The sequence below is a fragment of the Nonomuraea sp. MG754425 genome (assembly GCF_021699195.1).
Taxonomy (GTDB): domain Bacteria; phylum Actinomycetota; class Actinomycetes; order Streptosporangiales; family Streptosporangiaceae; genus Nonomuraea.
In genome coordinates this window covers 26,078-46,608 of sequence record NZ_SSXE01000107.1, presented here as the reverse complement: position 1 = coordinate 46,608, position 20,531 = coordinate 26,078, and the positions used below count along the sequence as shown (strand labels likewise).

General features: G+C 71.5%; 21 protein-coding genes. 16 read left to right on the top strand and 5 right to left on the bottom strand.

The window, feature by feature from the left end; all coding sequences use genetic code 11:
- Nucleotides 1-9: 9 nt before the first annotated feature.
- From FAF44_RS31905 to FAF44_RS31890, 4 genes are all read left to right on the top strand, one after another.
- On the top strand, nt 10-438 hold the full coding sequence (locus FAF44_RS31905; protein WP_237107025.1) for a hypothetical protein: 429 nt from the start codon (nt 10-12) through the stop codon (nt 436-438).
- A 1,532-nt stretch (nt 439-1,970) separates the two neighbouring features.
- Nucleotides 1,971-3,149, top strand: coding sequence for a hypothetical protein (locus tag FAF44_RS31900; protein ID WP_237107024.1), 1,179 nt, complete (start codon nt 1,971-1,973; stop codon nt 3,147-3,149).
- Between the two features lie 207 nt (nt 3,150-3,356).
- Nucleotides 3,357-3,563: a hypothetical protein gene (locus tag FAF44_RS31895; RefSeq protein ID WP_237107023.1), complete on the top strand. Its 207-nt coding sequence runs from the start codon at nt 3,357-3,359 to the stop codon at nt 3,561-3,563.
- A 165-nt stretch (nt 3,564-3,728) separates the two neighbouring features.
- Nucleotides 3,729-4,064 (top strand): helix-turn-helix domain-containing protein, encoded by a 336-nt coding sequence (locus tag FAF44_RS31890; protein ID WP_237107022.1) that lies wholly within the window; start codon nt 3,729-3,731, stop codon nt 4,062-4,064.
- Nucleotides 4,065-4,155: 91 nt separating this feature from the next.
- On the opposite strand, the gene FAF44_RS31885 is transcribed toward FAF44_RS31890, so the two are convergent.
- Nucleotides 4,156-4,536 carry a VOC family protein gene (locus FAF44_RS31885; RefSeq protein WP_237107021.1) on the bottom strand — a complete coding sequence of 127 codons (381 nt, stop codon included), beginning with the start codon at nt 4,534-4,536 and terminating at the stop codon, nt 4,156-4,158.
- A 45-nt stretch (nt 4,537-4,581) separates the two neighbouring features.
- Nucleotides 4,582-4,944, bottom strand: coding sequence for a nuclear transport factor 2 family protein (locus FAF44_RS31880; protein WP_237107020.1), 363 nt, complete (start codon nt 4,942-4,944; stop codon nt 4,582-4,584).
- A 220-nt stretch (nt 4,945-5,164) separates the two neighbouring features.
- On the opposite strand from FAF44_RS31880, the gene FAF44_RS31875 reads away from it, so the two are divergent.
- The 12 genes from FAF44_RS31875 to FAF44_RS31825 all read left to right on the top strand — a co-directional run bounded on the left by FAF44_RS31875 (nt 5,165) and on the right by FAF44_RS31825 (nt 17,325).
- Nucleotides 5,165-5,356 (top strand): hypothetical protein, encoded by a 192-nt coding sequence (locus tag FAF44_RS31875; protein WP_237107019.1) that lies wholly within the window; start codon nt 5,165-5,167, stop codon nt 5,354-5,356.
- A gap of 93 nt (nt 5,357-5,449) precedes the next feature.
- Nucleotides 5,450-6,220 carry an IclR family transcriptional regulator gene (locus FAF44_RS31870; RefSeq protein WP_237107018.1) on the top strand — a complete coding sequence of 257 codons (771 nt, stop codon included), beginning with the start codon at nt 5,450-5,452 and terminating at the stop codon, nt 6,218-6,220.
- Nucleotides 6,217-7,092: an SMP-30/gluconolactonase/LRE family protein gene (locus FAF44_RS31865; protein WP_237107017.1), complete on the top strand. Its 876-nt coding sequence runs from the start codon at nt 6,217-6,219 to the stop codon at nt 7,090-7,092. Before FAF44_RS31870 ends, FAF44_RS31865 begins: the two co-directional genes overlap by 4 nt.
- A gap of 13 nt (nt 7,093-7,105) precedes the next feature.
- Nucleotides 7,106-7,954, top strand: a complete 849-nt coding sequence (locus FAF44_RS31860) for a fumarylacetoacetate hydrolase family protein (RefSeq protein WP_237107016.1) — start codon at nt 7,106-7,108, stop codon at nt 7,952-7,954.
- Between the two features lie 46 nt (nt 7,955-8,000).
- Nucleotides 8,001-10,781, top strand: a complete 2,781-nt coding sequence (locus tag FAF44_RS31855) for an FAD-binding and (Fe-S)-binding domain-containing protein (RefSeq protein WP_237107015.1) — start codon at nt 8,001-8,003, stop codon at nt 10,779-10,781.
- A 115-nt stretch (nt 10,782-10,896) separates the two neighbouring features.
- Nucleotides 10,897-11,811 (top strand): LLM class F420-dependent oxidoreductase, encoded by a 915-nt coding sequence (locus FAF44_RS31850; protein ID WP_237107014.1) that lies wholly within the window; start codon nt 10,897-10,899, stop codon nt 11,809-11,811.
- A 33-nt stretch (nt 11,812-11,844) separates the two neighbouring features.
- Nucleotides 11,845-13,425 (top strand): FAD-dependent oxidoreductase, encoded by a 1,581-nt coding sequence (locus FAF44_RS31845; protein WP_237107013.1) that lies wholly within the window; start codon nt 11,845-11,847, stop codon nt 13,423-13,425.
- A gap of 14 nt (nt 13,426-13,439) precedes the next feature.
- On the top strand, nt 13,440-14,645 hold the full coding sequence (locus FAF44_RS31840; RefSeq protein ID WP_237107012.1) for a cytochrome P450: 1,206 nt from the start codon (nt 13,440-13,442) through the stop codon (nt 14,643-14,645).
- 49 nt (nt 14,646-14,694) lie between these two features.
- Entirely contained in the window at nt 14,695-15,573 is an 879-nt protein-coding gene (locus tag FAF44_RS31835; RefSeq protein WP_272895292.1) for a mandelate racemase/muconate lactonizing enzyme family protein, read from the top strand.
- A gap of 3 nt (nt 15,574-15,576) precedes the next feature.
- Nucleotides 15,577-15,726: a hypothetical protein gene (locus FAF44_RS56005; RefSeq protein WP_308193415.1), complete on the top strand. Its 150-nt coding sequence runs from the start codon at nt 15,577-15,579 to the stop codon at nt 15,724-15,726.
- Entirely contained in the window at nt 15,693-16,499 is an 807-nt protein-coding gene (locus tag FAF44_RS31830; RefSeq protein ID WP_308193414.1) for a mandelate racemase/muconate lactonizing enzyme family protein, read from the top strand. Before FAF44_RS56005 ends, FAF44_RS31830 begins: the two co-directional genes overlap by 34 nt.
- A 10-nt stretch (nt 16,500-16,509) precedes the next feature.
- Entirely contained in the window at nt 16,510-17,325 is an 816-nt protein-coding gene (locus FAF44_RS31825; RefSeq protein ID WP_237107011.1) for a FadR/GntR family transcriptional regulator, read from the top strand.
- A 9-nt stretch (nt 17,326-17,334) separates the two neighbouring features.
- Here the strand turns inward: FAF44_RS31825 and FAF44_RS31820 are convergent, their stop codons facing one another.
- The 3 genes from FAF44_RS31820 to FAF44_RS31810 are packed head-to-tail and all read right to left on the bottom strand — an operon-like array spanning nt 17,335 to nt 20,530.
- A complete protein-coding gene (locus FAF44_RS31820) occupies nt 17,335-18,630 on the bottom strand; it encodes a glucarate dehydratase family protein (protein ID WP_237107010.1) in 1,296 nt (431 codons plus the stop codon).
- Nucleotides 18,627-19,022, bottom strand: a complete 396-nt coding sequence (locus FAF44_RS31815) for a universal stress protein (RefSeq protein ID WP_237107009.1) — start codon at nt 19,020-19,022, stop codon at nt 18,627-18,629. The genes FAF44_RS31820 and FAF44_RS31815 overlap by 4 nt, the downstream gene beginning before the upstream one ends.
- Nucleotides 19,019-20,530, bottom strand: coding sequence for a tripartite tricarboxylate transporter permease (locus FAF44_RS31810; RefSeq protein WP_237107008.1), 1,512 nt, complete (start codon nt 20,528-20,530; stop codon nt 19,019-19,021). Before FAF44_RS31810 ends, FAF44_RS31815 begins: the two co-directional genes overlap by 4 nt.
- Nucleotide 20,531 lies beyond the last annotated feature (1 nt).

The window sequence follows — 20,531 nt, the reverse complement described above, 5'->3', positions numbered from 1 at the left end:
CGCCGCAGCATGTGGCACCGAGGACACACCGCCGTCATCCGCGGCGCATCGGCCCGCCTGGAGATCAACTCCTACACCAACGCCGACATGCTCCCCGACTGGGACGACCCCAAGCGCCACGCCCAGTACCGCAAGCGGCCCGGCTTCTTCTACCAGTCGCTCGTCCGTGAACACGGCCCTGTCCGATGGCTGACTCTCACCAGTGCCCGCATCGCCTACGAAGACGAACGAGCCGCACTCCGCATGGACTACGCCGAAGCCGTCCTCATCATCCGCCGCACCATGGCCCACCCCAACGGCCATCCCATCGAAGTCACCGAGGTCAAAGCGCCCGCCAACCGCCTCGAGATCGGCTACCACCGCGAACTCGCCGACGACCCCGACATCGACTTGACACCCCAAGAACTCTCCGACAGCGGCATATCCCTCGTGGTCTAAAAGCGGTCGAACATCGGAATCGCGTCACGGCCTCCTGATTCGATGCGCGACGCATGCAGAGAGCGAACGTATCTACACGGAAAACGCCGCGGTCGACCGTGAAGCCCACTGCCTCATCCTGGAGACGGCCAACGAGCAGGACTATGTCATCACCCAGGCCGTTGGCTGGGAAGAGGCCCAAGATACCGACCGCGACCCCAGCAAACTTGCCGGTTTCGCTCCTGCCAGTGATCCCATGCGTATCCTGCGATGAGTACCGGCCGCCCTGTGGTTCAGAGTTTCTTTACTCAAGGCGGCGGCGCTGGCGCGCCGCCGCGCGGGCGGCAGGACGGCCGCCCTCCCCGCCGGGCTGCGGCCTGGGGGCCGGTCCCGGCGGGAGCGGCCAAGCCGCCCGCAGCCATCCGGCACAGGTCTCAGCGCCATACTTCGGAACAGCCTACGATCGCCTGACTTCGGCTGATCTGCGTATCCGGCTGGGGGCGATCGACGGTCCATGGCTTCGTTCCTCAGCCCTGGCCCACCGCACCACTCGGGCATGGGGCCGCTCCTACCAGCCGTACGCAGGTCGGGCAGGCTCGCGCGCTGGTGGTGTCGAATGCAAGAGACCAGCCGGTGAACGGCAAGGGATATGCCGCATCGCCGCAGAGGCCAATAACCTCACCGTCAAGCACGGCGTGCTGCACGGCATCCCGATCAAGATGCGAGAGTCCCAGCCAGTAGGAGTGAGGGGGATCAGCGCGCCACGCAAGGCAGGGAGCGAGGTCATCCCAGTGAACCGACCATCGCCGCATCCCCATCGGTAGGTCCTGCTGAGGCCCATCGAGCTGGACCAAGGCGATCACGCCGGGACGGATATTGGCGACCACCCGGCCCTTGCGGCCGATGAGCCGCGATCCGAGTACCCGTGTCGTCGTCGGGCTGTGCTCCATGCTCCTGATCTCGATTCGGCACCCCGGCTGCTGCCACGAGCCACGCGCTGTCATGCCATCCTCGGCCAACACCCGGCGTGCGCCTCGTGCATGAGAGTGCGTAGCTCGTCGGTGTCTCCGGCGTCCAAGACGAGCGGGCGTGGGGACGGCCAGGCGGCGATCGCGTAGAAGCGGCGAGTGTACGGGCCATAGAACACTGCCCATCCAGGCTCAGAGCGGTCCAGTTCCCATGCGGCGCGTCGCTTGTCCGGATCCCAGCCTCGGTAGCTCGCAAGAGGCACCGACGCGACGTCTGATGCCCTGTCCTGATGGCTCGCTGTGACGCTGTTCGCGGGGATCGGGGCGCCTCTAGAGTTGTCCATGGGTCGCACCTCCAGTGTGCGATCAAGGAACCCGTACGGCGTGTCAGCGCCTGCGGGTTCCGCCTTTTCAGGGTCCTCTCATGACATCTCCCGGTACCCCCGCGCCGACAGTGCGAGTAAGGGAGACTGGGGGAGACAGGCGGACCCCACGTCCCCCGAGGTGCACACAATGGATAGCGTTCCGGCCTGGGCCGTACGGTTGCGCGCCGAAAGGCGTGGCGAGTTGTGGACACAGCGAGACATGGCCAAGCGCCTTGCCGACGCAGCCGACCCACACACCCGGGCTCGTCTACCGGAGCGGGAATCCCTGATCCGTATGATCAAGGATTGGGAGGCCGGCAGGCACCAGCCCAAGGATCCCTATCGATTGCTCTACTGCCGAGTGTTCGGCATGGAGGAAGCCGAGTTGTTCGCCGATGACGCGGAAGCCACGGTGCGGGACGACGCTCGCTTTGAAGGCGAGATCGAGGCGTTGGAACTGGCCCGTCGGGTTGCGGCGAGCGATGTGGGTGACGAGACGCTTGACCGGCTGGAATCGGCCGTCGATGACCTCGCGATGGCCTACCAGAGAACACCACCGGCCGAATTGCTCAAACGAGCACGCCAGCACCTGTCCTACGTCTCGCATCTGATCAACGCGAAGAAGACGATCGTCGAGCACCGCCGCCTGCTCACGACCGGTGGGTGGCTGTCCTTGCTGGCTTCCACCTGCTACATCGATCTTCGCGAGTTCGATGCCGCTGCAACATGGCTTCAGACATCCGCGCAGTTGGCCAAGCACGCTGAGTGTCCCGAGATCGCGGCATGGTGCCTGGAGACGGAGGCATGGCAGGCGGTCACCACCGGCGACTACCGCCGAGCCTTGACCCTGACTCAGGGAGCGCAGGTGATCGCGCCACGTGGAAGTTCCGTCTACATCCAGGCGACTGCGCAGGAAGGGCGGGTATGGGCGCGGCTCGGGTCCGGCCCGGAGACACGTGATGCGCTGAACCGTGTCGCCCGGCTGGTCTCGCCGTTGTCGATGCCCGAGCATCCCGAGCATCACTACCGGTACGACCCCTCCAAGAGCGACGCATACGTCGCGACCACACTGTCATGGCTGGGAGATCCGGCCGCCGAGTCATACGCCCGGCAGGTGCTCGCGCGTATGGAGTCAGCCGCAGATGGGCCGTTTCGCCCGCGCAGGGCGGCATCCGCGCGCCTTGACCTGGCGCTGGCGCTGCTGGCGGCCGATCAGCCCGACGAGGCCGGTCGGCTTACCCTCATGACGATGACCAGCGGCGTGCTGGTGCCGTCCAGCTATTGGAGGGCACACGAGGTGATCAGCGCCATCGAAGCACTCCGCATGCCGGAAGCCACAGAACTGCGCGAGGCTTATCGAGAACTGAGCGCTCGCGCGGACGGGCGGCCTTCTGAGTGACCAACATTCGCAATACGGTGAAAACAGGGCCCGACAAAGAGGTATTGACCGTTTATCCGTAGCGCTCCGCATGTCCGAAATCAATCTGGCGCAATCTCATCAACTCGGCACGGAATGAGATCGTGTTCGCCGGTTACACGAACTACTTCCTCTGGCTGGAACATCCGAACCTGGCGAAGGTCCTCAAGCGGAAGCGAGCACATCGCCATGAGCGTGTTCCGATTCGACTCCGAGATGCTCGTCACGCCCCACCTGGCCAAGCTCGTCGGGCACGACTCGCCGATGCTGCACCTGCGGCGGCACCAGGAAGACGGGCTGTTCGACCGGTTCGCCTATCACGCCTCCGAGCTGTGGAGTAACGGCCGTGACGGGTGGCCGCAGCCCCAGCCCACAGGCCCGATCCCGAGTGACTGACTGGGTGACGAGCGGCCCGGACGACCTCGAGTCGATCAGCGAACGGGCATCTGGCCCGGAGCAGGTAAGTCGCCAGGGGTCGGGCTGGTATCGGCGGGCTGTCCCGCTCGCCGAAGAGTTGTACGCGAAATACCTGATCGAACGCGAGGCGGAGGAGAAGGACCGATGACGAATTTTCCTAAGTGGGGCGATGTTCGCGCCGGCATCGTGGCCGCCTCCGGCGGTGAGGAGGCCGTGGCTGAGGCTCGACGGCGTAATCAGGCTTATATCGACGGCCACCGGCTGGCTGAACGGCGCAAGAGCCAGGGTCTGTCACAGGCCGAGGTTGCTGACCTGATGGGAGTGACCAAGAGCCGGGTCTCCCAGATCGAGCGCGGTGAGGTGTCCACCGTGGAGGCCATTGCCCGCTATGTGCAGGCGCTCGGCGGGCAACTCCAGGTCTCGGCCGTGTTCGGCGATGACCTCTACATCCTGCGCGGCGCCGACACCCATGCCGCGTGACCGGCGCTGCATGTATCGGGTCTCCGGCCTGACGGCCGCTCGTGTGGCGCCGGGTTCTCATGGCGCGGGTCGGGGCATCGGGTGAGGGTGATCAGAGGTAGGTGCTGATCTCGATCAAATTCCGGTCGGGGTCGCGTACGTAGACGCTGAGCATCGGGCCGGTTGCGCCGGTGCGTTCCACCGGGCCCACCTCGATGGGGACGGCGCAGGCGTGGAGTTCCTCGATGACCTGGTCCAGCGGGTCGGTGGTGATCAGGCAGAGGTCGGCGCTGCCGGGTGCCGGGTGGTGGGCCTTCGGCTCGAACTCGTGGCCCGCCGGGTGCAGGTTGATCTTGCTGCGGCCGAAGGTGAGCGCGGTGCGATCCGCGTCGAACGTCACCGCCTCCATGCCCAGGACGCGGGTGTAGAAGCCGACGGTGGCCTCGATGTCGGCGACGGTCAGCACCAGGTGGTCGAGCCGGTCGATGCGCATGACGTCACCCTACGCGGGTGCGCCGGGCCGCTCCGGGCGGTACGGCTAGGGGGCGTAGACGGGGGCGAGGTCGACGAAGATGCGGTAGTCGGAGATCAGGCCGTCCGCGCGGGTACGCCAGATGGACACGGCCGGGACGCTGACGTGCTTGCCGTCGAGCCGCCGGTAGGTGACCTCGGTCTCGGCGATGGTTTCGTCGCCCGCCTGCCAGTTCCTGACGATCCGGTGCCGCAGGCCGGCGATGGTGGCGAAGAACGTGCGCAGCCCGGCGGCGATGGGCTCGCGGCCGACCGACGGCTCGGCGTTGCCGAAGACCAGTGTGGCGTCCTCGGCCAGCAGGCGCGTGAACGCGTCGACGTCGAACGAGTCCACTGCCTGGAAGACGTTTCGCACCGCGTCGTCGGACATGCAGGCCGTTCCTCACTGTCGGGGGCGGGGTCGCTGGTGTGGACGTTACGGGACTTCGGGGGCGGCGCAACTGGCGGGAAGGCCGGAATTCCGGGACCGGATGAATGGCCACAAGTGGCCACTTGTGGCATTCGCCTGCTTTGGGGGTGGACGGGCGGGGACGCGGCGGCCGATGCTGGTGTGCGGCACCGTCGTGCTCATCGGTCACCTGGGAGGGCCCATGCAGCCCCGTAGCTGGACTCACCGCGCCGCCGCCGCGAGCGCGGCCCTGGCCGCCGTGCTGGCGCTGGGCGCCGCTCCGGCGCAGGCCGATCCGTCCACGGATCCGGCCACGGACGCGACCGTCGTCCGCACGCCGCAGACGGCCAGGGTGCTGGCCGACGGCGACACCGGGGGCAAGCGCCCCGTTTGAGCCGGTCCGGCCGGGCAAGGTGGTGACCGTCCAGCTCGCTGACGTTCCAGGGCGATTTTTCGTCTGATGGAACGATGGTCTAAGGTTCGGAACGTGTCCACGCAGAGCCAGGCCGACAAGCTCGTCGGCTCCGACCGCGTGCTCGCGGTCCTGGCCGAGCTGGCCCGTCATCCCGACGGGATCGGGCTGGAGGAGATGGCGCGGGCGGTGGCCAGCCCGAAGCCGACCGTGCACCGGGCGCTGGCCGCGCTGCGCCGCGCCGGGCTGGCCGCACAGCATGGCCACGGCCGCTACGTCCTGGGCGACGAGTTCCTGCGGATGGCCTTCGCGCATCATGAGGCGCGTCCCGACCACGTCCGCGTCATGCCGGTGCTCAAGGCGCTGTGCGAGCGGTACGGCGAGACGGCCCACTACGCCGTGCTCGACGGGCACTCGGTCGTCTACCGCTCCAAGCTGGACCCGGACGCGGGGGCCGTCCGGCTGACCTCGATCGTGGGCGGGCGCAACCCGGCGCACTGCACGGCGGTCGGGAAGGTGCTGCTGGCCCACGCGCTGCCCGACGCGGACGCGGTCCGCGCCTGGGCGGACGGACGTACCCTGGAAAGGCCGACCGGGCGCTCCATCGCGACCGCCGGGGAACTGCACGCCGAGCTGGCTCGCGTCCGCGAGCAGGGGTACGCCGCCGACGACCAGGAGAACGAGCCCGGCGTCAACTGCGTGGCGGTCGCCGCCTACCTGACCTCGCCCACCGCGCCCAGCGGCGCGATCAGCGTCAGCGGCCTGGCCTACCGCACCCCGATCGACCGGCTCGTCGCCGACCTGCCCGCCATCCGGGCCATCGTCTCAGGAGAGGACCTTCAGTGACCTTCACCGCCGTCCCGGCCTCGGCCGGCGTCTACACCCTGGGCGAGGGGCCCGTGTGGGACCCCGTCCGGCAGCGCCTGCTGTGGGTCGACATCGTCGCGGCCACCGTGTACGAGGGGCTGCTCGACGCGGCGACCGGGCACGTCGAGGTCAAAGGCGAGCACGTCTTCGACGGCACTGTGGGCGCGGTGGCCGTGGCCGCCGACGGCGAGCTCATCGTGGCCGGCAAGGACGCGCTGATCCGGGTCAGCCTCGACGGCAGTCGCGTCGAACTGGCCAGGGTGCTGCCCGAGGGCGTGCGCAGCCGGCTCAACGACGGAGCCGTGGACCCGGCGGGCCGGTTCCTGGTCGGCAGCCTGGCCCAGGACGACCGCCGGGGGCAGGAGGTGCTGGCCCGCCTCGACGCCACCGGGCTCACCTACCTCGACACCGACCTCGGCCTGTCCAACGGCCTGGCCTGGGTGGACGGGCGGCTCTACAGCGTGGACACGACCCCGGGCACGGTGTGGGCGCGCGAGTACGACCCCGTCAGCGGCGAGACCGGGCCCCGGCGGGAGGCGTTCACGATCAAGGAGGGCTCGCCCGACGGCATGTGCGCCGACGCCGACGGCAACCTGTGGATCGCCAACTGGGGGCGCGGCCGGGTCGAGTGCCGCACGACGCGCGGCAAACTGCTGGCCACCGTCGAGACCGGCGCGCCGCACACCTCCTGCCCCGTCTTCGCGGGCCCCGACCTGGACGTGCTCGTCATCACGACGGCCACGGCGGGCCTGCCGGACGAGCGCCTGGCCGCGCACCCCGACTCCGGCCGGCTGTTCACCGCCCGCGTGGGCGTGCGCGGCCTGCCCACGCCCTACTGGGATTCCAAGTAACGGAGAAACGATCGTGTATCTCATGCGCATCGGCGCGCCGGGCGCCGAAAAGCCCGTCGTCCGCGTGGACGACGGCCACTACGTCGACGTCTCCGACGTCACCCCCGACTTCGACGAGCGGTTCTTCGCCGCCGGCGGCCCCGCCCTGCTGGCCGGGAAGGTCGCCACCGGGCGGCCACAGGCGTTCGCGGGGGAGCGGGTCGGCCCGCCGATCGCGCGTCCGCACCAGATCCTGTGCATCGGGCTCAACTACAGCGACCACGCCGCCGAGACCGGGCAGGCCGTGCCGGACGAGCCGATCCTGTTCACCAAGTCGCCCAACACGCTCGTCGGCCCGTACGACGACGTGCGCATCCCGCGCGGCTCCACGAAGACGGACTGGGAGGTGGAGCTGGGCATCGTGATCGGCAGGCGCACCTCCTACCTCGACTCGGTGGAGCAGGCCGCCGCCGCCATCGCGGGCTACTGCGTGGTCAACGACGTCAGCGAGCGCGCCTTCCAGATGGAGCGCGGCGGGCAGTGGAGCAAGGGCAAGTCGGCCGAGACGTTCAACCCGGCCGGGCCGTGGCTGGTCACCCCCGACGAGGTCGCCGACGTCGGGAACCTCGGCATGTGGCTGGACGTCAACGGCGTGCGCCGCCAGACCGGCACCACCAAGACGATGATCTTCGACCCGTACTTCATCGTGCACCACCTGAGCCAGTTCATGGTGCTGGAGCCGGGGGACCTGATCAACACCGGCACCCCGCCCGGCGTCGGCATGGGCCACGACCCGCAGCTCTGGCTGCGGCCCGGCGACGTCATGGAGCTCGGCATCGACGGGCTCGGCGGCCAGCGTCAGCGGGTCGTCGGCCCCCGCTGACGCCGCACCCCGCGCGGATGCCCGCGCAGAGAGAGATCGAGAGAGCATGAGCCTGACCGCACCCGACCCCGCCGTCCTCGCCACGGTGGAGGCCGCCGTCCCGGGCATCGCCCGCACCCGCGCGAGCGACCGGCTCGGCATGGCCCACGACGCCTCGCACTACCTGCTCACCCCGCAGGCCGTGCTGGTTCCCGAGAGCGCGGAGCAAGTGGCGGCGCTGCTGCGTACCGGCCTGCCGCTCACCTTCCGCTCCGGCGGCACCAGCCTGAGCGGGCAGGGGGTCGGCGAGCACCTTCTCGTGGACACCCGGCGGCACTTCCGGGGCATCGAGGTGCTGGACGGCGGGCAGCGGGTGCGGGTGCAGCCGGGCGCGGTGCTGCGGCAGGTCAACGCCCGGCTGGCACCGTACGGGCGCAAGCTCGGCCCCGATCCGGCCAGCGAGTCGGCGTGCACGATCGGCGGCGTCGTGGCCAACAACTCCAGCGGCATGACGTGCGGCACGCACGCCAACACGTACCGGACGCTGGAGTCGATGACGGTGGTGCTGGCGAGCGGCACCGTGATCGACACCGGCGCCGCCGACGCCGACGAGCGGCTGCGCGCGCTGGAGCCCGGTCTGGCGGAGGGCCTGGCCAGGCTACGCGACCGAGTCCGGAAAAATCCTGACTCGGTGCGGCGGATCACCGAGCAGTTCGCGCTGAAGAACACCATGGGCTACGGCCTGAACAGCTTCCTCGACCACGACACCCCGGCCCAGCTCCTGGCCCACCTCATCATCGGCAGCGAGGGCACGCTCGGCTTCGTCGCCGAGGCGGTCTTCCGCACGGTCCCCGCGCACCCGCTGGCCGCCACCGGCCTGCTCGTCTTCCCCGCCCTGCGCGAGGCGATGGCCGCCATGCCGCGGCTGGTCGAGGCCGCCCCCGCCGCCGTCGAGCTGCTGGACGCCGAGTCGCTACGGGTGGCCCAGAACGACCCCAAGGCCGACGACGTCCTGCGCACCCTGGCCGTCACCGAGCACGCCGCGCTCCTGGTCGAGTGGCAGGAGCCGGAGGAGGAGCCGCTGGCCGGGCGCGAGCGCGCCGCCACGGAACTGCTGACCACCCTGGAGCTGGCCGTCCCCGGCAGGCTGAGCAGGGACGCCGCCGGACGGGCCGCGCTGTGGCACATCCGCAAGGGCCTGTACGCCTCCGTCGCCGGAGCCCGGCCCAGCGGCACCACCGCGCTGCTGGAGGACGTCGCCGTCCCCGTGCCCGCCCTGGCCGACCTGTGCGACGAGCTGACCGCCCTGTTCGCCGAGCACCGCTACGAGCGCAGCGTCATCTTCGGCCACGCCAAGGACGGCAACCTGCACTTCATGCTCAACGAGCGCTTCGACGCCGACCTCGGCCGCTACGCCGACTTCACCGAGGACATGGTGGCGGCGGTGCTGAAGCGCGGCGGCACGCTCAAGGCCGAGCACGGCACCGGCCGGGTCATGGCCCCGTTCGTCCGCCGCCAGTACGGCGACGAGCTGTACGAGGTGATGCGCGAGGTCAAGCGCCTGTGCGACCCGGCAGGAGCGCTCAACCCGGGCGTTGTCCTGACCGACCGGCAGGACGCCCACCTGCGCGACCTGAAGGCCGTCGTCACCGTCGAGCCCGAGGTGGACCGGTGCGTGGAGTGCGGCTACTGCGAGCCGGTCTGCCCCAGCCGCGACCTGACCACCACCCCGCGCCAGCGCATCGTGCTGCGCCGGGAGCTGGCCGCCGCCAAGGAGGCGGGCGACGACGAGCTGGCCGCGCGGCTGGAGGCTGAGTACGGCTACGACGCCGTGGACACCTGCGCCGTGGACGGCATGTGCGCCACCGCCTGCCCCGTCGGCATCAACACCGGCGACCTGACCCGGCGGCTGCGCGCCGAACGGCACGGCCCGGCGGCACGGCGTGGCTGGCGGACGGCCGCCCGGCACTGGGACGGCGTCACCCGGTCGATGAACCTCGCCCTGGACGCCGCGGCGGCCGGCCCGCCGGGGCTCGCCGAGGCCGCCGCGCGGGCCGCCCGCGCCGTCGCCGGCACCGAGACCGTGCCGCAGTGGAGCCGCGACCTGCCCCGGGGCGGTACGCGCCGCCGCCCGTCGGCCGTTCCCGAGGCCGACGCCGTCTACGTGCCGTCCTGCCTGAACACGCTGTTCGCCCCCGCCGGCGGCGGCACAGGCGTGATGGCCGCCTTCGCCCGGCTGGCCGAGCGGGCGGGGGTGCGGCTGCGCGTCCCGGAGGGCATCGGCGGCCTGTGCTGCGGCACGCCGTGGTCGTCCAAGGGCTTCACCGACGGCTACGCGGAGATGGGCGGGCGCGTGCGCGCGGCGCTGGCCGAGGCCACGGACGGCGGGCGGGTGCCGGTGGTCAGCGACGCCGCCTCCTGCACCGAGGGCTTCCACCGCCTCGCCGCGTCCACCGGCCTGCAGGTGCTGGACGCGGTCGCCTACACCGCCGAGCACCTCCTGCCCCGCCTGACCGTCGAGCGCCGCCTGCCGTCCCTGGTCCTGCACCCCACCTGCTCCAGCACCCGGCTCGGCCTGGACGCCGCCATCACGCGCGTCGCCGAGGCGGTCGCCGACCGCGTGACGGTCCCCGACGGCTGGCAGTGCTGCGCCTTCGCCGGCGACCGGGGCCTGCTGCATCCGGAGCTGACGGCCTCGGCCACCCGGGCGGAGGCGGAGGGTGTGCGGGAGGCGGGCCCGGCCGCCCACGCCTCGGTCAACCGCACCTGCGAGCTGGGCCTGACCAGGGCCACCGGCGAGACGTACCGTCACCTGCTCGAACTGCTCGACCAGGCCACGACGCCGTAGCCCGGCACCCGGTCCAGAATGGCCGGGAATACGGCGAGTCATTAACGTGGCTCGACCATGGGCTGCTTATCGTGAAACTCGGGCACATCCGGTGCGATGAGAGCGGTGGGGCGTGATGCCGGACACGAACGAGGTCAAGGCGCTGAAGCGGCGCCTGGGGCGCGTGGGCGTCTGGAACGCCACCCTGAGCAGGGAGCGGGCCGCGGTCGAGCGCGAGACGGCGGCGGAGATCGAGAGTCTCGGCTTCGGCGCGTTGTGGATCGGCGAGACGCCGAACGGCAAGGAGTCCTTGGCCCACGCGGCGATCCTGCTGGGCGCGACGAGCCGGCTCACGGTGGCGACCGGCATCGCCAGCATCTGGGCGCGCGACCCCACGGCCACCGCCAACGGCGCGAACACGCTGGCGGAGGCGTTCGACGACCGTTTCCTGCTCGGCCTCGGGGTCAGCCACGCCCCCGCGGTGGCGGCGCGCGGGCACGACTACCGCAAGCCGGTCTCGGCCATGCGCCACTACCTGGACGCCATGGACGCCACCGAGTACGCCGCCCCGCTGCCGCATCCGGCTCCGCGCGTGCTGGCCGCGCTGCGTCCCAGGATGCTGGAGCTGGCCGCGCAGCGGGCCTACGGCGCGCATCCCTATTTCGTCACTCCCGAGCACACGGTCCGCGCGCGGGCCGCCCTCGGCCCCGGGCCGCTGCTGGCGCCGGAGCAGACGGTCGTGCTGGAGGCCGACCAGGAGCGGGCGCGGCGCATCGCCCGCCAGTTCACCGCGCGTTACCTGGCGCTGCCCAACTACGCCAACAACCTGCGCGACCTGGGCTGGCCGGACGAGGACCTGGCCGACGGAGGCAGCGACGCGCTGGTGGACGCCGTGGTCGCGTGGGGCGATCCGGACGCCCTCGTCCAGCGGGTGCGCGCGCACCTCGACGCGGGCGCCGACCACGTCTGCGTCCAGCCGCTCACCCGCAGCGCCGAGGAACTGGTGGCGCACCTGCGAGTCCTGGCCAGAGCCGGCCTGGTCGCGCTCTGATCCCGTCGATCGACGCTCATCGGGGGAGTGGTTGTGCGAGTCGTCGTCGATCTGACGCGCTGCCAGGGGTACGGGCAGTGCGTCTTCCTCGCGCCCGACGTGTTCACCATGCGCGACGAGGCGCTGCTGTACGACCTGCAGCCCGCCGACGAGCGGCGCGAGCACGTCCTGCGGGCCGCCGCCGCCTGCCCGGTGCAGGCCATCCACCTCGACCGGACGGCCGGCCCGCCCAGGGAGGCCGACGGCGAGGTGATGAAGGACGGCCGCATCGTGATCGTCGGGGCCTCGCTGGCCGGCGCGCGGGCGGCGGAGGTGCTGCGGCGGGAGGGCTTCGCGGGGTCGCTGACGATGATCGGCGACGAGCGCGGCGAGCCGTACGACCGGCCGCCCCTGTCCAAGCAGGTGCTCACCGGCCAGGTGCCGCCCGAGCACACCCTGCTGCCCCGACTGCGCGAGATCGACGCCGAATGGCTGTGCGGCACCCCGGCCACCGGCCTGGACGTGGCCGGCAAGCGGGTACGGCTGGCGGACGGGAGGGAGGTCGGCTTCGACCGCGTCCTGCTGGCCACCGGCACCCGCGCCCGGCGCTGGCCGGACGAGGCCCAGGCCGCCCTGGAGGGCGTGCACACGCTGCGCGACGCCCGCGACGCCGCCGGGCTGCGGCGGGCGCTGGCCGCGGGCCCGCGCCGCGTGCTGATCCTCGGGGCGGGGTTCACCGGCAGCGAGATCGCCTCCGTCTGCCGGGAGCTGGACCTGCCGGTGACGGTCGTCGAGCGCGGCCCGGCCCCGCTCTACAGCGCGATGGGCGGCGTGATCGGCGACGTGGCCGCCGGGCTCCAGCGCGAGCACGGTGTGGACCTGCGCTGCGACACGACCGTCACCGAGCTGCTGTCGGACGGCGCCGGCCGGCTGACCGGGGCGCGGCTGTCGGACGGCGGCACGGTTGAGGCGGACGTGGCGGTGGTGGCGCTCGGCTCGGTGCGCAACGTCGAGTGGCTGCGCGACTCCGGCCTGGCCGTGAGCGCTTGGGGGGTGACCTGCGACGCGGGCTGCCGCGCCGTGGACCTCAACGGCCTGGTCACCGACGACGTCTTCGTGGCCGGCGACATCGCCCGCTTCCCGCACCCGCTGTACGAGTACCAGTTCATGACCCTCGAACACTGGGGCAACGCGGTCTCCCAGGCCGAGATCGCGGCGCACAACATGGTCAGCGACCAGGCGCACCGCTGGCCGCACCTGTCGGTGCCGGTCTTCTGGTCGAGCCAGTTCGGGGTGAACATCAAGTCGGTCGGGGTGCCCACGTTCGCCGACCAGGTGGTCTTCACCCAGGGCTCGCCGGAGGAGCGGCGCTTCGTCGCCGTCTACGGCTACAAGGGCCGCATCACCGCGGCGGTCACCTTCGACCAGGCCATGTGGCTGGAGTTCTACCAGCACCGGATCGAGCAGGCGGCGCCGTTCCCGCCCGACTACCGCCACGTGGGCATGGGCGCGGCGGACGGCGGGCCGGTGCCGGCGCGGGTGCCCGAGCGGCTGGTGCCCAGCGCGGGGGCGACGGTCGTGGTGACCGGCCACGACCCGGCCGAACGCCGCGTGTCCCTGGTGCACCCGCGCTGACGGCAGGAGAGAGCATGAGCGTACTGAAGCGGATCCTCGACCCGGCGGGCCGCGCCGACCCGTACCGGTTCTTCGGCGAGCTGCGGGCGAGCCCGGTGGCGTTGCAGGAGGACGGCACGTACCTGGTCAGCACCTATCGCGAGATCGTCGCGCTGCTGCACGACCCGCGCATCAGCTCCGACCGGCGCAACCTGAAGGGTGACGCGGCGCGGCTGGCGGATCCCGAGCCGTCCTTCATCGGTCTCGACCCGCCGGAGCACGACCGGCTGCGCGGCCTGGCGATGCGGCACTTCGGCCCGCCGCACTCGCCGGAGACGGTCGAGCGGCTGCGTCCGAAGATGCTGAGCCTCGCCACCTCCCTGATCGACGCCCTCGACGGCCGGACCAGGGCGGACATCGTGGACGAGGTGGCCTACCCGCTTCCGGTGGCGGTGATCTGCGCGCTGCTCGGCGTGCCCGAGGAGGACGAGCCGCACTTCCACGCCCTGGCGGACGAGGTCGTCGAGACGCTCGGGCCGGGCGAGGAGGACCGGGCGGAGCGCGAGCGGGCCCGCAGGGCGGCCTCCCTGGAGCTGTCGCGGTATCTCGGCGGGCTCGTCGAGGCGCGTGGCCGGGAGCCGCGCGGGGACCTGCTGTCGGGGCTCGTCACCTATCGCGGCCCGGAGGGCGGCATGACGGCGGAGGAGGTGGTGTCCACGGCGGTGCTGCTGCTGATCGCCGGGCACGAGACCACGATCAACCTCATCGCCAACGGCATGCTCACCTTCCTGCGCCGGCCCGAGCTGCTCGACCGGCTGCGCGCCGACCCGCACCTGATCATCCCGGCGGTCGAGGAGCTGCTGCGGTACGAGCCGCCGGTGCAGTTCGTGTCGTCGCGGGTGGCCCTCGACGACATCACGATCGCGGGCACCACGATCCCGGCCGGCTCGCCCGTGGTGCTGGCGATGGCGGCGGGCAGCCGCGACCCGGGCCACGTGGCCAGTCCGGACGAGTTCGTGCTCGACCGGCCCCGTAACGAGCATCTGGGCTTCGGCGGCGGCGTGCACTACTGCTTCGGCGCGCCGCTGGCCCGGCTGGAGGCGCAGGTCGTGCTGGGCGAGCTGGTCCGCAGGCTGCGTGGGCCGCGGCTGGTCGCCGATCCGCCGCCGTACCGGCCGAGTGCCGTCCTGCGGGGGCCGCGGCACCTGGTGGTGGACTACGACGGCGTGGCTCCGGCCTGACCCCGTCCCCCCGGGGAGGCAGTTGTCATACGACTTACACAGTCATACGATGACGTATGAATTCGTCCGCCGACCCTCCGAGGACCTCCATGGACCGCATCCGCCACGTCTCGCTCTCCTCAGGGCGCTGGCCGCGGTCGATGTGGCGTTGTGGGACCTGAAGGCGAAGCGGGCGGGGTTGCCGCTGGCCAAGCTGCTGGGCGCGTACCGCGACTCCGTCCGGACGTACAACACCTCCGGCGGCTTCCTGCACGCGCCGATCGAGGAGGTCAAGGCGCGGGCGTCGCAGTCGCTGGCGGACGGCATCGGCGGCATCAAGATCAAGGTTGGCCAGCCCGACATGAAGGAGGACCTGCGGCGGCTGGCGGCCGTGCGTGAGCACCTGGGCGACGACGTCCCGTTGATGGTGGACGCCAACCAGCAGTGGGACCGGGCGAGCGCGCTGCGGTTCGGCCGGGCGGTCGAGGACCTCGGTCTGGTGTGGATCGAGGAGCCCCTCGACGCCTACGACGCCGAAGGGCATGCCCAGCTCGCCGCCGCGCTCGACACCCCCATCGCCACCGGCGAGATGCTCTCCAGCGTCGCCGAGCACGTCCGCCTCATCGAGGCCCGCGCCGCCGACATCATCCAGCCGGACGCCCCGCGCGTCGGCGGCATCACCCCGTTCCTGCGCCTGGCCACGCTCGCCGACCACGCGGGGCTGCAGCTCGCGCCGCACTTCGCCATGGAGATCCACCTCCACCTGGCCGCCGCGTACCCGCGCGAGCCCTGGGTGGAGCACTTCGAGTGGCTCAACCCGCTGTTCGAGGAGCGGCTGGAGACCCGCGACGGGCGCATGATCGTGCCGGACCGTCCCGGGCTCGGGTTCACGCTCAGCGAGCAGTGCCGCAAGTGGACCGTGGACTCCGTCGAGTTCGGGAGGGCCTGAGCCATGCGCATCGAGTCGGTACGCCTCGCGCGCCACGCCGTCCCCCTCGAACGGCCGGTCAGCGACGCCAAGGTGGCGACCGGGCGGCAGCGCCCGCTGTCCCAGATCGACATGCGGCGCTGGCCGCGGTCGATGTGGCGTTGTGGGACCTGAAGGCGAAGCGGGCGGGGTTGCCGCTGGCCAAGCTGCTGGGCGCGTACCGCGACTCCGTCCGCGTCTACAACACCTCCGGCGGCTATCTCCAGGCGCCGATCGAGGAGGTGAAGGAGAAGGCCGGCCAGTCGCTGAAGAGCGGCATCGGCGGCATCAAGATCAAGGTGGGCCAGCCGGACATGCGGGAGGACCTGCGGCGGCTGGCGGCGGTGCGTGAGCACCTGGGCGACGACGTGCCGTTGATGGTGGACGCGAACCAGCAGTGGGACCGGGCGAGCGCGCTGCGGTTCGGCCGGGCCGTGGAGGACCTCGGTCTGGTGTGGATCGAGGAGCCCCTCGACGCCTACGACGCCGAAGGGCACGCGCAACTCGCCGCCGCGCTCGACACGCCCATCGCCACCGGCGAGATGCTGGCCGGCGTCCCCGACCTCGTCCGGCTCATCGACCTGCGGGCCGTCGACTTCCTGCAGCCCGACGTGCCGCGCGTCGGCGGCATCACCCCGTACCTCAAGGTCGCCGCGCTGGCCGACCACGCCCACCTCCAGGTCGCTCCGCACTTCGTGATGGAGATCCACGTGCACCTGGCCGCGGCCTACCCGCGCGACTCCTGGGTCGAGCACATCGAGTGGCTCTCGCCGCTGTTCGAGGAGCGGCTCGAGATCGAGGACGGCCGGATGCTCGTGCCGGACCGGCCGGGCCTCGGCCTCAGCCTGTCCGGCCGGGCACGGGACTGGCGGCTCGACGAGGTCGAGTTCCGCGCGGACGGCCGGTAGATTGTCCGCCGTGCCGCCCGACCAGCCGCCAAGCGAGCCGCCAGACCCGCAGCCGGACCCGCCGTCAGACCGGCCGCCGTCAGACCGGCCGTCAGACCGGCCGACGGATCGGCCGACGGACAACAGGCTCGACCGCGACACCGGGCGCGGGCTCGCGCACGAGCTCGTCGAACGGCTCAAGGCCCGCATCCTGGCCGGTGAGATCAGGCCGGGGGAGAAGCTGCCCACCGAGTCCTCGCTCATCCAGGAGTTCGGGGTCAGCCGTACGGTGGTGCGCGAGGCCGTCTCGCGGCTGCAGGCCGCCGGGCTCGTCGAGACCTTCCAGGGGCGCGGCTCGTTCGTGCTGGCGCTGCCCGCCTCCACGGCCTTCTCCGTGGAGGCGTCGCAGGTCCGGACCCACCGCGACGTCCTCGACATGATCGACTTCCGGATCGGGATCGAGACGGAGGCGGCCGGCCTGGCCGCCGAGCGCCGGACCGACCTGCAGCTCAAGGCCGTCGAACGGGCGCTGGTCGATCTGGGACGCGCCGGCGAGCAGCCGAGCAACGCCGTCGAGGCCGACTTCGAGTTCCACCTCAAGATCGCGCTGGCCGCCGGCAACCGGTTCTACGCCGACCTGCTCACCTCGCTCGGCCCCATGATGATCATGTTGCCGCGCACCCGGCTGGAGCACGTCTACACCGTCTCCAACGCCACCCACTTCACGCGGGTGACGCTGGAGCACGAGAACATCTACCGGGCCATCGCCGGGCGCGACTCGGCGGCGGCGCGGGCCGCCATGCGGCTGCACCTGTCCAACTCGCGGGCCCGGCTGCAGGCCCCCTGACCGCCGCGGCTACCAGCGGGCCGTGTTCGGGACGAAGTCCGGGACGATCGAGCGCATGTACGCGGTGTCCTCGCGGCCCCGCTGCCCGCACCTGACGTACTGCTCGTGCAGGGCGGCCAGCGCGTCCTCGTCCAGTTCGACCCCGAGCCCCGGCCCGGTGGGCACGGCGATGCCGCCGTCGCGGAACTCCAGCACGCCCGGCCGCACGACCTCCTCCGTCTTCCACGGGTAGTGCGTGTCGCAGGCGTAGGTGAGGTTCGGCGTGGCGGCGGCCAGGTGGGTCATGGCGGCCAGACTGACCCCGAGGTGCGAGTTGGAGTGCATCGACAGGCCCATGCCGAACGTCTCGCAGATCCCGCCCAGCAGCGCCGAGCGGCGCAGGCCGCCCCACAGGTGGTGGTCCGACAGCACGATCTGCACGGCGTCCGCCGCGACCGCCGGCTTGACGTGCTCGAACGAGATGACGCACATGTTCGTGGCCAGCGGCAGCGAGGTGCGCTCGGCGACCCGGGCCATGCCCTCGATGCCGGGCGTCGGGTCCTCCAGGTACTCGAGGACGCCGGAGAGCCGCTCGGCCGCCCCGATCGAGGTCTCGACGGTCCAGGCGCCGTTCGGGTCGATGCGCAGGGCGTGGCCGGGGAAGGCCGCGGCCAGCGCTTCGACGGTCTCGATCTCGTGGCTCGGCTCGTACACGCCGCCCTTGAGCTTGACGGCGGTGAAGCCGTACTCCGTGACCATCCGCCGGGCCTGGGCGACCATCTGCTCCGGCGTGCGGCCCTCGCCCCAGGTGTCCTCGTCGTGGCCCGGGTGGCCGGCCCACTTGTAGAACAGGTACGCCGAGAACGGCACGTGCTCGCGTACCGCGCCGCCGAGCAGGTCGCTCACCGGCCGGCCCAGCGCCCTGCCCTGGAGGTCCAGCAGCGCCACCTCGAAGGGCGACACCACGGTGTCCACGGCGCTGGAGATCTCCAGCATGCCGCCGAAGCTCGCGCCCGCCCCGCCCGTGGCCGCGCCGAGCGTCTCGGTCACGATCCGGCGCAGGGCGTGCAGGTCGAAGACGTCCGCGCCGGGCAGCGCGGCGGCCACCGCCCGCAGCCGCTCCACGTGGGCCTGGTCGGCGTAGGTCTCGCCGAGCCCCACCAGCCCCTCGTCGGTGTGCACCTGCACGATGGCGCGCAGCACGTACGGCTGGTGCACGCCCACGACGTTGAGCAGCGGCGGGTCGCGGAAGGCGACGGGGGTGACGGTGACCCGGCTGACCCGCCCGGCCTCGCGGGGGCCGGGCGGGCTCGTACGCTCCGTCACAGGGCGGCCTTCACGGTGAGCACCGGGATCGTCGACTCCATGAGGATGCGCTGCGCCTCGCTGCCCATGATGAACTTGCCCACCAGCGACCGGTGCCGCAGCCCGATCACGATGAGGCTCGCGCCGGTCTCCTCGACCAGCGTCTCGAACGTCTCGGCCAGGTCGTCGTCGTGCAGCGGCTGGCGCAGTTCGGCGTCCACGCCCGACTCCCGGGCCCGCCGCAGCAGCTCGGCGCCGGCGGCGTCGTCGATCTTGCGCTCGTCCACGGGCGCGCCGCGGCGCGGGGAGTTGACGATGATCACGCGTTCGCCGCGCAGCGCGCCCTCGCGCAGGCCCGCGTCCACGGCGGCCTCGCCCTCGGGCGTCGGCAGGTAACCGACGAGGATGGTCATGACGAGATCTTCTCCTCAACACGATGGGAGGTCTTACGGCGTAGGGCGCCGCGGATCAGCGGCCACAGCAGCACCACCACGATCAGCGCGAACACCGTGCCCGAGATCGGGCGGGTGAGGAAGCCCACCGGGTCGCCGCCGAGGATGAGCAGCCCCTGCCGCGCCGAGCTCTCGATCATCGAGCCGAGCACGAAGGCCAGCACCAGCGGCCCCGGCTCGAAGCCGAACTTCTTCATCAGGTAGCCGAGCACGCCGAACGCGATCACGAGGAAGATGTCGTAGACCTGGTTGCGCACCGTGTACGCGCCCAGCAGCGTGATCAGCACGGTGATCGGGGCCATGATGGCCGGGCGTACCCGCAGGATCCGGACGAACAGCCCCACCATCGGGATGCTCATGATCAGCAGCAGGATGTTGCCGATGTACATCGAGTTGATGACGCCCCAGAACACGTCGGGGTGCTCGGTGACGAGCTGCGGCCCCGGCTGGATGCCCTGGATGAGCAGCGCGCCGAACATCAGCGCCATCGTCGCGTTCGCGGGGATGCCGAGCGTCAGCAGCGGGATGAAGGAGGAGGTGGCGGCGGCGTTGTTGGCGGTCTCCGGCGCGGCCACGCCCTCGACCGCGCCCTGGCCGAAGCGCTCGGGCCGCTTGGCGCGGCGCTTCTCGAACGCGTACGCGGCCAGCGACGACAGCACCGCGCCGCCGCCGGGCAGCACGCCCAGCACGAACCCGATGACCGAGCCGCGCCCGATCGCGCCGCCCGACTGCCTGAGGTCCCCGCGCGACGGCCACACGTTGCCGACCTTGGCGGGCGCGTGCACCCGGTTGTGCCGCTCCTCCAGGTTGTAGAGGATCTCGCTGAGGCCGAACAGGCCCATGGCGATCGGGATGAAGTCGATGCCCTCGGCCAGGTTCAGGCTGCCGAAGGTGAAGCGCTCGGCGCCGGTGAACGTGTCGCGGCCGACGGTGGCGATCAGCAGGCCGATACCGGCCGCGATGATGGCCTTGAGCTTGTTGCCGTTGCCGACCGAGGAGATCAGCAGCACGCCCAGGATGCCCAGGGCGGCGTACTCGGGCGGCCCGAAGTCGAGCGCGAACCCGGCCACCACCGGCGCGACCAGCGTCAGGCCGATGATCGAGACCGTGCCGCCGATGAAGGAGCCGATGGCCGCGATGCCCAGCGCCGTGCCCGCCCTGCCCTGCTTGGCCATCGCGAAGCCGTCGAAGACGGTGACGACCGAGGACGCCTCGCCGGGCAGGCGGAGCAGCACCGAGGTGATCGTGCCGCCGTACTGGGCGCCGTAGAAGATGCCCGCCAGCATGATGATCGCCGACACGGGCTCGATGCTGTACGTGATCGGCAGCAGGATGGCGATCGTCGCGCCGGGGCCGAGGCCGGGCAGCACGCCGATGAGCATGCCGATGATGACGCCGATCAGGCAGTAGAGCAGGTTGGCCGGCTCTAGGACGACGCCGAAGCCTTCGAGGATCGGGGATATGTCCATG